Below are 12576 nucleotides of genomic sequence, written 5' to 3' on the forward strand. Positions count from 1 at the left end.
AGGGGAGTTGAAGTCAGCCATTCTTAATTTGCCAGGAGTTGCCGGTTCGTCTTGATTTCTGTGGCCAAGTCGCGTAACTTTAGGGGAGCAAGATCAACACAGTATTTCCTGGGGAGGAAAATGATTTGAAGAAACCAATTTTTTTACTGAGCTTAGCGGCGATTACGTTGGGGCTAGGTGCGACTAGTTTGACGTCGGCACAGGCCGCAACTTGGCATCAGGGAACACCCAAAGCCTTGCGGCGCACGTGGATCTATAACGGCCGCGGGGATAACAAGGCGTACATCACGTACAGCAAGTCCATCAGCACGGGGAACCTGTTTGCACTGGATGAAGCCAGTCATCGCTACTACCGGTTGCCCGGCTACGGTTTGAAAAAGCTGAAATACCAGTCGTTGGGCCACCACGTTTATCGGCTATCCGGCATTCAGTATTCGCCCAAGGACAGCCAGGTTCAGTTCGACGGGCAGCGGTTGAGCTACAAGCTGAAGTTGACCAAGAACCACCTACATTTTTACAAGGGCTATCGGAACTACGACCGCCACGCAAAATTTGCGACGATGAAGACACCTAAGGGTTTGGAATAGAATAGTGTGTTAGAGAAGGACTTACGGTAAGTGTAGGTCCTTTTTGCGTCCACTGATGCCGTTGCCTGCTATACTGGTTAAAAATAGGAGATGATGGCGAATGAGGGTCACACTAAAACCGTTAACCATGGCCGACGCACCAGCGTTTTGGCAACTAGCGTATGGGGATGAAGACGCCGCCTGGACGCAGTGGAATGGACCATATTTTCACGACCAACTGCCAAGTCGTGAGCAGTTTCTAACGAAGATTGCCCCAACGAAATTCATCGATCAACCAAACCAACGGGTCATCTGGGTCGACGCGAAAATGGTCGGTAGCGTGTCTTACCATTACGCGGATGGCGACCTGCGGCGGTGGCTGGAAGTGGGTATCGTCATTTACCGCCAAAATAAGTGGCAACAAGGCATCGGCAAGGCCGCATTGACCCAATGGATTACGCAGGTCTGGTCCCAAACAACGCTGCCCCATCTCGGATTGACGACCTGGTCGGGCAATACGCGCATGTGTCACCTGGCCGAAAGCATTGGCTGGCAAGAAGAGGGGCGGATTCGCCAGGTTCGCTATTGGCAGGGGAAATATTGGGATTCGGTCAAGTATGGCTGTTTGCGTGAGGAGTGGCGGGGATGATGAGAAGAATCAATGCTAAGAATCCGTTTAGATTACAACGACTATATTTTGAATACGAGATGAAAAAAAGCGTCGATGTCGTCTGGAAATTTTAGATAACATCAACGCTATTTGTGTGCTATGAAACAGCTTTAATTTTTTTGAGCGACAATCGTAGCCGAAGGAGGCCAGGGATGCAGCCAGCCGTGGAAATAGTGGTCGCTGTCAGCGACCACTATGGGCGACTTTTAAGACGTGTGTTTTTCACGGCTTAAAAGCGAGCGAGAAGACTGGTGGTCTTCCAGGCTGAAGCGTCCCCACAGCAGGCGGAATTCCTGGCAGCCGCAGGCGAACATGTAACGACAGTCTCGACAGCAATTGATTAATTCTGAAATTCGTGTTCGATTGTTAAATCGGCCTGGGGAATCTTGTCCGACGCAATCAGCGGCGAGGCGGCGCCGATACTCAATAGGGTCAAGTGATGCATGGCCCGTGACGCAATCGTGTAGAGCGTCCCGGTCAACTGTTCGTCCGGGTAGTTCTCGGCGGACACGTTGTAGGCAATGACGCTGTCAAATTCCAGCCCTTTGGCCAGATAGATTGGCAACACGACGATGCCTTTTGGCAGGGAGCGGTCAGTGTCGGTCAGCCGCGTCAAATCGAATTCGGCGTGGAGTTCCTGGTAAACGTACTTGGCTTCGGCCGTACTCTTGGTAAGAATCGCCACGGTCCCGTTGGTAGCGAGCTCTAGCTGCAGTTCGTGGGCGAGCGCCTTAAAAGCCGAGTCGTTATCGTAGCGAATGACCACCTTAGGCAGGTCGCCCGGCCGATTGAAGGCCTCGATTTGGTCGCCATCGGGCAGGAGCGCCTTAGCAAATGTCGTGATGGGCAACGTGGAACGGTAGGAACGCCGCAACGTGATCAGGCGGGACCGTTTGACGTTTAGCGCGGAATCCAACTTTTTCAGAATAGATTCCGGTGATTCCACCGCCTTGAAGAGGGCCTGTTCGCTGTCGCCCAGCAGGGTCAGCTTGGCCCGCGGAAAGGCGTGTTGCAGGTAGATCAGTTGGGCCATCGAATAGTCCTGCATTTCGTCGACGAAGAGGTGTTGCATCCGGTGGTTCGCGCCACCCCCAGCGAGAATGTCGCGCAGGTATAGCAGGGGTGCGGCATCGGTCAACGCGAGCTTATGGTATTCAATATCGTGTTGGTAGGCGTCGATGACGGTCTGCCAGTCCGCAGCCGACACGTCATCGGGCAGTGGGCACTGTTTGAGAAAGGCGGTGTACTGCGAGTAGGCGTCTAGGAAGTAGCCGTTGTAAATAGCATCGTCGACCTGCCGCAACCGGCGCCGGACGATTTGCCGGGCGATGTAGTCGATCTCGTCATCAAGCTGTTCAAACTTACCCAGGTGTTTTTCACCTAACAGGTTGTGGTAATCCTCGTCGCTGAGCTGGTCGATGGTGTCGCGCACCCAGTCGGCCTTGGCTTCTTCGCGAATCCGCCGCTTGAGCCGTTTTTCCAGTTCATTTTTCGTGCGGAGAAAACGGTCGGCCGGTGCCGCGGCAGCTGGGAATTGGCTATAAATGTCGCGGATTTCTTCCTTATCAAAGAAGACACGGCCCTTAAACCGAATGTCCGTGAACTGCAACTCAGCCGGAGATACCTGATGACAGTAGTCGTTGACGGCCGTCATCATTGCGGCACTCTCGCGGAAATTTCGAAGCGGCAAATTGACGGGCGTTTGCTGATCTTCCTCGTAGCGTTCAAATTGCGTTTGCACGTTGAGTCCTTGGAACCGTTGCGTTAAAAATTCGGCCAAAGTGACTTGTCGCATGTTTCGTTCCCCAAGACTGGGGAGGACGTCACTGATGTAGTGGCTGAACAACCGGTTGGGCGAGAAGAGCACGATTTGGTCGGCTTCCAGGTCGCGCCGGCTGTGATAGAGCAGAAAGGCGATCCGTTGTAAAATGGCGGACGTTTTCCCGGAGCCTGCGACCCCCTGAACGACCAGTAAGTCACTCTTGGTGTCGCGAATAATATCGTTTTGTTCGCGTTGGATGGTCGACACGATGTTTTGCATGGTCGCGTCGTTTTGCTCGCCCAGCGCATGTTGCAGCATTTCATCGCCGACGGTCTCGTTGGTGTCGAACATGCTTTCAATTTGGCCGTCTTGAATTAAAAATTGGCGTTTTTTTAAGAGGTTGGTTTCCTGGTCGCCAGCGGGTGTGCTGTAAGCGACTTCGCCGAGCACCCCGTTGTAGTAGATGCTGGAAACGGGGGCACGCCAGTCGTAGACCAGGAAGTTCTGGTCCTCGTCAACAAACGAGGCAGTCCCGATGTAGAGGGATTCGGGCTTTGATTCGCCGGGATCCTGGATGTCGATGCGGCCAAAGTAAGGGGACTTTTGGAGTTCCTTGTAGGTGTCTAGTTGGCCCTCGATGATGTTTTGATTTTCGGTCAACCGAGAGACTAAGGCCCGTTGTTGTTGCAGTTCGGCACTGGTTTCGATTCGGTCATCGACTTCAAACCAGTTGACCGAGGTGTTTTCACTATAGTTCTTTAACACGTTGCGCAGTTCTTTGTGGGCGGCCGTGTAGTCGGCGACGGTCTTGTCGATCCGCTCGCCAATCTGGTCGGCCACTTGGTCCACACGCTGTTGTTCCTCTGCTTGTTCGCTGGTGGTCAAATTGACCGCCTCCTTTTTTCATTATTAAATGGTGTGTTGATGCGTTTCGCCTGCGGCTGCCAGACGCCACGCTGTGGGGACCGACCGAAGCCTGTGGGGCGGTCTTCGGTCTCGAGTTGAAGCCACGCAAGAATCGCGAGTCTTCAACTCGTCCCGTGATGTAACCTAGCAAAAGACGCTAGCTAACATCACTGCCACAGCGTTCTGTCTGGCATCCTCCGGCTTGGACAGTGTGCGAATTTGACCGCTGGTGTGGTGCCGGTCAATTATGATTACTGCCACGAGCATAGTTGTGTGTGCTTAGTGGTCAGTATGCTTTACTAAGTTGATTTAAGCCTGATAGATTAAGACATAAATACTATGGCAGCATGACACCTTCCTTATAGGAATGTCACATTTACATCGATTGAAATAGTAAAAATCAGTCTGAGCCGGAGGAGGCCAGGGATGCAACCAGCCGTGGAAATAGTGGTCGCTGACAGCGACCACTATGGGCGTCTTTTAAGACGTGTGTTTTTCACGGCTTAAAAGCGAGCAAGAAGACTGGTGGTCTTCCAGTCTGAAGCGTCCTCACAGCAGGCGGAATCCCTGGCAGCCGGAGCGCGACCAGTTCACACAGTATCGCAGCCATTTTAAGTCCTAAATTGCTTAACAAGTTTAGTCATATTCGGGGGCAGTGTCAATCAATCCCACCGCTTTTGACCGAAATAAATCTTCTGGGGGCTGACAGTTTACATCGGGCGTAAAAACCGCTAATATAAAGGAATAGGGACTCGAAAAAAGTAGGCTAATTTCAGAGAAAAGCCGGCAGTGCTGAAACGGTTTTATGGTCGAAATGGGTCGAGTCAGTTTCATTTAACCGATAACTAATTTTATCGCGGCGTCTCCGTTAACGACAAAAGTGGTGGCTAAAATGGTCACAATTTAGGTGGTACCGCGCATAAGCGTCCTATTGGCATTGGCCAATGGGGCGCTTTTTCAGAAAGGATGAAAAATATTGAGTAAAAAACACGTTATTTTAACTGGGGACCGACCAACGGGTAAGCTACATATTGGCCATTACGTTGGGTCATTGAAGAACCGGGTCGCTCTACAGAACACTGGTGACTACGACACCTACATCATGATTGCCGATACGCAAGCATTGACTGACAACGCCCGGGATCCCGAAAAGATTCGCCACAGCCTGTTACAAGTTGCTTTAGACTACCTGGCCGTCGGTATCGATCCCGCCAAGTCAACGATTCTCGTTCAATCCCAGATTCCAGCTCTGAGCGAATTGACCATGGCTTACTTGAACTTGGTCAGCGTTTCTCGTTTGAACCGGAACCCAACGGTCAAGGCTGAAATCAAACAAAAGGCCTTTGGCGAAAGTGTTCCTGCTGGATTCTTCATCTACCCAGTTAGCCAAGCTGCCGACATCACGGCGTTCAAGGCCGACACGGTTCCCGTTGGTGAAGACCAAGAACCAATGCTGGAACAAACCCGTGAAATCGTGCGGACCTTCAACAACGTTTACGGTCAAGAAATTTTAGTTGAACCCGAAGGCTACTTCCCACCAAAGGGCCAAGGCCGGATTCCTGGCCTGGATGGCAACGCCAAGATGAGTAAGTCCTTGGACAACGCCATTTACCTCGGCGACAGCGAAGACACGATTCAAAAGAAGATCATGTCCATGTACACCGATCCCGAACACATTCACATCGAAGATCCTGGTCATATCGAAGGCAACACGGTCTTCACGTACCTCGACATTTTCGCCGAAGATCAGGAACACGTTGCCGACCTGAAGGCACAATACCAGCACGGTGGCCTCGGGGATGTTAAAATCAAGCGGTACTTGAACGATGTTTTACAAGCTAAATTACAACCGATCCGCGAACGCCGCGAACAGTTCGCTGCCGATGAAGGTGCCGTTTATGACATCTTGAAGCAGGGGAGCGAACGCGCGAACCAAGTGGCTGCACAGACCTTACATGAAGTACGCCACGCAATTGGTGTGGACTACTTCGGCTAAGTCGAAATGGGGGATAGACAATGCAAAATTTAGCCATTGTTGATTTGGGGTCAAATTCGGTCCGCATGGCCGTCAACGAACTACATGACGACGGCACCTACCGGGAAGTTAACCGGGTCAAGGTCGATAGTCGTTTGTCAGAGGGCATGGGTCCCGAAAAGATTCTCCAACCGAACGCGATGGACCGCACGATTGCGGCGTTAAAGTCGTTTCGGCCCTACTATGAACAACTTCCCCATCTCATTGTCCGGGGGATTGCGACGGCGGCGGTGCGTCAAGCCCGTAACCGCGACGATTTCTTAAAGCGTGTCGCCGAAGCAACTGATATTCAGCTTGAGGTGTTGTCGGGCGACCAGGAGGCCTATTACGACTACCTCGGCGCCGTCAACCGGTTGAAAATCAAGGACTGTTTACTCTTGGATACCGGTGGTGCTAGTTGTGAGTTGGTCCACGTGAAAAATAGTCGCGATGCCAACCTGATTAGCGTGCCATTTGGTGCGGTCAATCTGTCCGAACAGTTTCACCTCGATGACAAGGTGACGGCCGTTGATCTCTTTTCCGCACAGGTCTTTCTGCGCGAACGGCTCCAGGATATCTGGTGGCTAAACGATGCGAAACACCTGCCGTTAGTCTTATTGGGTGGTGCGAACCGGACATTGGCCCGGATGAATCGCCAGCAGCAGAAAATCCTGCACGTGGAAAATATCCACGGGTATCGGTTAACTACCGGTCAAGTCATGAAGACCTTTGAACGGCTGCTGGAAGTGCCGTTGGCCGAACGGCGGCGCATCTCTGGTTTGGAACCGGAGCGTGCGGATATTATTATTGGCGGGATGCTACCGTTGGTGACGCTGCTGCAGATGCTGGATTCGGATAGGGTCATCTTCTCCGAAAGCGGCGTCCGCGAAGGCATCATCTCGGAATACCTTAGCCAACGGTAACCTTGGTGTTGCCGTTGGTCGCCTGCGGATGCTAGTTACTCCATCCGTGGGGCGACCTCTGAAGCCTGAGAAGCGGTCTTCAGAGGCGTCTTGGAGCCTCAAAATGCGAGTCTCCAAGACGTCCCGTGGTGTAACCTAGCGAAGAACGCTAGCTAACACCACCGACACGGATTCCGTACCTAGCCTCCTCCGGCTCCGGCAACACTGGTTATCGCTGACTAGGTTTTCCGGTGGCCTTTCGTTACCTAGTGGTGTGTTGGTTGGAGGTTTTGTTTAGTGACCGTGGGGTTTCGCCTGCGGCTGCCAGACGCCATGCTGTGGGGACCGACCGAAGCCTGAGAAGCGGTCTTCGGTCTCGGTTTGAAGCCTCAAAAAACGAGTCTTCAAACCGTCCCGTGGTGTAACCTAGCAAAGAACGCTAGCTAACAGCACCGACACAGCATTCTGTCTGGCCTCCTCCGGCTCCGGCAACACTGGCTATTGCTGACTAGGCTTTCCGATGGTCTCTCGCAACCTAGTGGTGTGGTTGTTGGAAGTCTCATTAAGTAATAGGAGTAGTGTGTTACTGCTTCTATTACTTAATGGGATACCAGTATGCAATCTGGACGAGTCATCGTCAGACTTACTGACCAGGCAACCTGTACACAGCGAGTTGACGAAACCAGTCATTTTGTTTCAGAGCAAATGTTGCCAAGCCGGAGGAGGCCAGGGATGCAGCCAGCCGTGGAAATAGAGGTAGCTGTAAGCTACCTCTATGGGCGACTTTTAAGACGTGTACTTACGGCTTAAAAGCGAGCGAGAAGCCTGGTGTTCTTCCAGGCTGAAGCGTCCCCACAGCAGGCGGAATCCCTGGCAGCCGCAGGCGACACACACTATCCCTGCAACATTCGAAAGGAGTCGATGGCCGATGACGGCTTTTTACCGGTTACCTTATGGGGCCCGGCGCGACCAGCTTGCCCGGGCCAGCCACTTGACGGTGGCGCAGTTGGCATTGCTGGCGCAGCACCGACAGGCCACCGATGAGGATTTAATTGAAAACTATTTAACGACTTATGGGTTGCCCGAGGGGGTGGCCGTCAACCTGCGTGTCAATGGGCGTGACGTTGCTGTGCCCATGGTGACCGAGGAGCCATCGGTGATTGCCGCTGCCAGTAACGGCGGGCGGTTGTTGACCAGCGACACCGGAATCAGAACCGAGGTGACTCGGCGAGAGGTGATGGGGCAGATCGTGTTTAGTCATGTTCAGGACCCGCAGCGCTTGCAAGAGTGGCTGACCAGTCACGAGCAGGACCTCCTGCAGGTGGCCGACGCCGCACATCCCACGTTACTCACGCATGGTGGGGGCGCACGTTCCTTACGCGTTCGTATCTTGCCACCAGACTGGGTCTCTTTAGACCTCTTCATCGACGTGGGTGAGGCGATGGGGGCCAATCTGGTCAACACACTGACCGAGGCCGTTGCTGCTAAAATCAAGGCGTCCCTCGACGTGGATATCTTGATGAGTATTCTCAGCAACTACGCCACCCACAGTTTAGTCACAGCGAGTTGTGCCGTTCCCGTTGCGCAGTTAAAGACCAAGACGATTGCCGGTGCCGACGTGGCTCAGCGCATCGCCGAAGCCAGTGACTACGCGCAGGTCGACCCGTACCGCGCCGTGACCCACAACAAGGGCATCATGAACGGCATCGACGCCGTGGTGCTTGCGATGGGTAACGACTGGCGGGCCGTTGAAAGTGGCGTGCACGCCTACGCTAGCCGCAATGGCAGCTACCAAGGCCTCAGCCGCTGGTGGGTCAGCGCTGGGATTTTACACGGAGAGCTGACCATTCCACTAGCACTCGGGTTTGTTGGCGGCGCGACTAAGGTGTTGCCGCTGGTCAAAGTAAATCAGCAGCTCGCCCAGGTCGACAACGCTCGCGACCTCATGGGCATCACGGCCGCCGTGGGGCTGGCCCAAAATGTGGCCGCCTTGCGTGCACTGGTGACCGATGGGATTCAACGTGGTCACATGTCGCTGCAGCGTAAGTCGCTGGCGCTGTCCGTGGGGGCGACTCCCACGGAATTACCGGCCGTGACGCAACGGTTGGCGCAATTTAAGCAACCGACCACGGCGCAAGCGATGGCGGCGCTTCAGGCCGTTCGTCAAGCAAATTTAAAGAAATAGGTGAACTTAAAAATTATGCAAGCAAAAGATGTGCAATTAAACGATGAGGTCCAAGGCCTCTTAAACCAAGTTAACGCGCTCTATCCCGGCAAAGTTGAAGTTCAATTCATTGGTGAACTCCAAGCCGGTTTCGTCCGCCACGACCAAGCCCAACAGATTCAAGTGGGCAAGGACATTAACATTCAGGTTGCCGATTTGACGGCACCTAACTACACGGCATCTCACGAACTGGTTCATTTGCTAATGATCCTGTCTGGCTTCCCCCAGGTCTTCTTCTCACTGACGACTGGCCAACCCCAGCTCGACGAACAGTTGATGATCATGGGCACCGAACTTTACGATATCGTGAGCCACATTGTGGTAGTCAGCGAACAACGTAAGCACGGGCTGATCACTGATGAGATTGAGGGACTATACTTAAATGGGGTCACGGCGACGATCAAGCCGGAACCAACCCCCGTCGATGATGAAATGACGCTGCGGACGCTGACGCTATTGGATGCCTTGGCCTTCTTTGGCCTCGACAACGACAAGGTCATCGCGCAGTTTGAACGCGACTATCCAATCAGTTTCGCCGCCGCGCGTAAGCTGTACGATATCATCACCGAAAAGCCAGTGGATTCGCCATTTACCTTACGGCGGAACGTGGTCAAATTGTTCAAGGCCTTCGATGCCCAACTGGAAGCCTGGCGTTTACCCGCACTCCACAACACAGAATTCACAACGTTGACCAGTGTGTTGTCCAAGCGTCAATTGAGCTTGAACGTTAAGCAGATCTTCGAACTGTACCATTCAGACATGCACGAAAAAACGACCCAACGGCGCGGGTACGTCGGCTTTAACCGGTCTGACCAACAGAACGCTTTCGTGTTGCCATCACCAGCACCGAAGGACGATACGCCGGATTACTACACTAAGATTTATGACATGACGGTGGAAGACCTCTTCAAGCAGTTGAAGATGCCATACATCTTGCGTTAATTTTAGAAAGGATGATTGGGTATGGAAGCGAGCTTACAAGCAACCTTTGACGAGGCGAAGCACATTGTGTTTTTGACTGGTGCGGGCGTCTCGACGCCTTCTGGAATCCCGGATTACCGGTCGAAAAATGGCCTGTACACCGGGCACCGCAACGCCGAGTATTATCTGAGTCACACCTGTTTAGTTCAGGAACCGGACGTTTTTTACGACTACGTTAAGCAGAACCTCTACTACCCGGATGCCAAACCCAACGTCATTCACGAGAAACAAGCGGCCCTGACGCAACAGGACCGGGCGATGGTCATTACGCAAAATATCGACAACCTCTACAATGTCGCGCACACCAAGCATTTGGTGGAGTTCCACGGCAACATGTACAAGGTTCACTGCCAGGTCTGTGGCGCCAAAGTGGCGTGGCAGGACTCCACATCATGATGTGGACGGCGGTTGGCTGCGGCCAGACGTGGTGCTCTACGATGAGGGGCTAAACGAAATGAACATTCAACGGTCCGTGGCGGCCATGAACCAGGCCGATTTGGTAGTCATTGTCGGCACCTCGATGCGGGTCTACCCGTTTGCGGGCCTGCTCGACTACCGGAACAGTGCGGCCAAGGTGGTCGTGGTGAACCAAGAAAAATTGGATTTAGGATTTGACTACGACATGGTCCAGGCCGACGCCACTGATTTCTTCAACGAACTCCAGGTCCGGGGGTAACGCGTATGAGCCATCAAGAAGTGATCCACCAACTTAAGCAGTTGGTCCGGCGACTACGCTGGCTCAGCTTTCTTCAGCTGATTCCGGATACGTTGGTCATCTATGGTATTTTGCAGGTGGCCTTCAACGGGCAGTTGGTGACGCTATTCACTGCGACATTTACGCGGCAACAGGCGATTCTGGTCACGGCGCTCTTTGTCTTGATAGACCTGTGTGTCACCGGGATTCGCTACAACGACCGGCTGGCGGGCAAACGTCTGATCAGCCAGCTCAGCGGCCGCCTGACCACCCCCGAAGCCGAACTGATCAAGCAATTCGAACGGTTTAAATAGTGGCCGGGGTTCGTCTCCGGCTGGCAGGCACACTCCGCCCGGTGAGGTAGACCTGGAGCCTGTGAAGCGGTCTCCAGGGCGACTTGAAGCCTCAAAGAACGAGTCTTCAAGTGCGGCCTATTCTCTAAGCCTGAGAAAATCGCTCAGACTAAGAGAATCGACACGGGGCTACGTGTCCCTGCCAGCCTGCGACTGTGGCCACGTTTAATTCGTTCGGAATTGGTTTGACTGGTTCTATCGCTAGCTACTGCGGTCGGCTATATGGCTGTGAAATCAATTTGTGGATAGTTTTGTTGAGGACAACAATAGTAATTAGTAGTTTTAGGCCACAGTAGTGTAGTCGGAGGCAGATAGGAACGGAACCCCGTGTCGGTGGTCTTAGTTCGGCTGGGTTTGCCGGACTTAGAGCACGGGCCGAGCGTTGTGACTCGGGTCATGAGGCACGACCTCGCCCTGGAGACCGCACCTCAGGCTCCAGGTCTGCCCCACGGGGTGGAGTTCTTATCTGCTGGAGACGATGACACTTATTTTAGAGGAGGGACTTTGCGGATGATTAGTATTGGGTTGACCACTTGGACTGAGCATCCAGCGCTGATTGGCGGCGAAGACCGTCCGGTGACCTTAACTGAATATGCGGGCCATTTTCCGGTGGTTGAGCTGGATACGCCATTCTATGGGATTCCGCGGCAGACCACGGTTGGAAAATGGGCGGCCGCTGTGCCGGATGGGTTTCAGTATATTCTGAAGGCCAATCAGGTCATGACCAAGCACGATTGCAAAGAACCGGCCGATGCGACGACGCTGGCAACGGCATTTGAGGAGTTTAAAGAAGCCATTCAGCCCTTAGTGGTCAGTGGCAAATTGCTCACGGTCCTGTTTCAATTTCCACCGTTCTTCAATCGGACGACGGCCAACATTGAATACCTCCGTGATGTGCGCGTGCAGATGGGTAATTTGCCGGTGGCCGTCGAATTTCGGAGTCCAAGCTGGTTCGCAACGCCGGGGATGACGACGGATGTCCTGGCCTATTTGAAATCGCTAAAATTGACCAACGTGACGACCGATGAACCGCATAATTTAAACGATGGGATTCCGTTGGTCGACACGGTGACGACACCAGAACTAGCGCTGGTGCGTTTGCACGGCCGTAACGCGCAGGGCTGGTTCAATCAGGGGGCTAACTGGCGTAAGACACGGACGTTGTACCGCTACTCAGAAGAAGAACTACAGGACTTCGCGGCATTGGCCAAGCGACTGGATCAACAGGCAAAAAATGTCTGCGTCATCTTCAACAACAACTCTGGCCGGGATGCTGCCCCGAATGCCCAGCGACTACAAGCAATTTTAGGCTTGCACTGGGAGAATTTGGCGCCGCAGCAGTTGGACTTGTTTTAAATAAAACAGTTAGAGGCATCAGCGGTTTTTCTATGAAGAGAAATCTGTTGGTACCTTTTTTTAGTGTCTCTTTTTTACAGTATTCTGATGGACCCCATACTGTGTTTCTACTGAAAAGGAGATTTAGATAGTTATCGTTATATTTTAC

The 12576-nt window shown here is 53.1% G+C and carries 9 protein-coding genes and 1 pseudogene; 9 read left to right on the forward strand and 1 reads right to left on the reverse strand.

From position 1 onward, the window contains the following. Positions 1-125: 125 nt before the first annotated feature. Complete coding sequence (locus JUF10_RS09520; RefSeq protein WP_203641947.1) at positions 126-587, forward strand: hypothetical protein; 462 nt, start codon at positions 126-128, stop codon at positions 585-587. A gap of 100 nt (positions 588-687) precedes the next feature. Continuing rightward, a complete protein-coding gene (locus tag JUF10_RS09525) occupies positions 688-1215 on the forward strand; it encodes a GNAT family N-acetyltransferase (protein WP_203641948.1) in 528 nt (175 codons plus the stop codon). Positions 1216-1576: 361 nt separating this feature from the next. Here the strand turns inward: JUF10_RS09525 and helD are convergent, their stop codons facing one another. Beyond that, a complete protein-coding gene (gene helD, locus JUF10_RS09530) occupies positions 1577-3883 on the reverse strand; it encodes an RNA polymerase recycling motor HelD (RefSeq protein ID WP_203641949.1) in 2307 nt (768 codons plus the stop codon). Between the two features lie 997 nt (positions 3884-4880). On the opposite strand from helD, the gene trpS reads away from it, so the two are divergent. From trpS to JUF10_RS09565, 7 genes and pseudogenes are all read left to right on the forward strand, one after another. Then, positions 4881-5900 (forward strand): tryptophan--tRNA ligase, encoded by a 1020-nt coding sequence (gene trpS, locus JUF10_RS09535; RefSeq protein ID WP_203641950.1) that lies wholly within the window; start codon positions 4881-4883, stop codon positions 5898-5900. Positions 5901-5920: 20 nt separating this feature from the next. Then, on the forward strand, positions 5921-6841 hold the full coding sequence (locus JUF10_RS09540) for a Ppx/GppA family phosphatase (protein ID WP_203641951.1): 921 nt from the start codon (positions 5921-5923) through the stop codon (positions 6839-6841). Positions 6842-7748: 907 nt separating this feature from the next. Continuing rightward, positions 7749-9005, forward strand: a complete 1257-nt coding sequence (locus JUF10_RS09545) for a hydroxymethylglutaryl-CoA reductase, degradative (protein ID WP_203641952.1) — start codon at positions 7749-7751, stop codon at positions 9003-9005. A gap of 15 nt (positions 9006-9020) precedes the next feature. Continuing rightward, complete coding sequence (locus JUF10_RS09550; RefSeq protein ID WP_203641953.1) at positions 9021-9986, forward strand: IpaB/EvcA family protein; 966 nt, start codon at positions 9021-9023, stop codon at positions 9984-9986. A 21-nt stretch (positions 9987-10007) separates the two neighbouring features. Then, a pseudogene (locus JUF10_RS09555) lies at positions 10008-10701 on the forward strand (NAD-dependent protein deacylase). 5 nt (positions 10702-10706) lie between these two features. Beyond that, positions 10707-11033 (forward strand): hypothetical protein, encoded by a 327-nt coding sequence (locus JUF10_RS09560; RefSeq protein ID WP_203641954.1) that lies wholly within the window; start codon positions 10707-10709, stop codon positions 11031-11033. Between the two features lie 549 nt (positions 11034-11582). Next, entirely contained in the window at positions 11583-12428 is an 846-nt protein-coding gene (locus JUF10_RS09565) for a DUF72 domain-containing protein (RefSeq protein WP_203641955.1), read from the forward strand. Positions 12429-12576 lie beyond the last annotated feature (148 nt).

Origin of the sequence: Levilactobacillus andaensis, from assembly GCF_016861695.1 — a bacterium.
Classification (GTDB): Bacteria; Bacillota; Bacilli; order Lactobacillales; family Lactobacillaceae; genus Levilactobacillus; species Levilactobacillus andaensis.

What these genes read in the sequence shown, in the direction of transcription:
- JUF10_RS09545 (WP_203641952.1), top strand. Translation starts at nt 7,749, where the DNA reads ATGACGGCTTTTTACCGGTTACCTTATGGGGCCCGGCGCGACCAGCTT.
- JUF10_RS09525 (WP_203641948.1), top strand. Translation starts at nt 688, where the DNA reads ATGAGGGTCACACTAAAACCGTTAACCATGGCCGACGCACCAGCGTTT.
- JUF10_RS09550 (WP_203641953.1), top strand. Translation starts at nt 9,021, where the DNA reads ATGCAAGCAAAAGATGTGCAATTAAACGATGAGGTCCAAGGCCTCTTA.
- JUF10_RS09560 (WP_203641954.1), top strand. Translation starts at nt 10,707, where the DNA reads ATGAGCCATCAAGAAGTGATCCACCAACTTAAGCAGTTGGTCCGGCGA.
- JUF10_RS09540 (WP_203641951.1), top strand. Translation starts at nt 5,921, where the DNA reads ATGCAAAATTTAGCCATTGTTGATTTGGGGTCAAATTCGGTCCGCATG.
- JUF10_RS09565 (WP_203641955.1), top strand. Translation starts at nt 11,583, where the DNA reads ATGATTAGTATTGGGTTGACCACTTGGACTGAGCATCCAGCGCTGATT.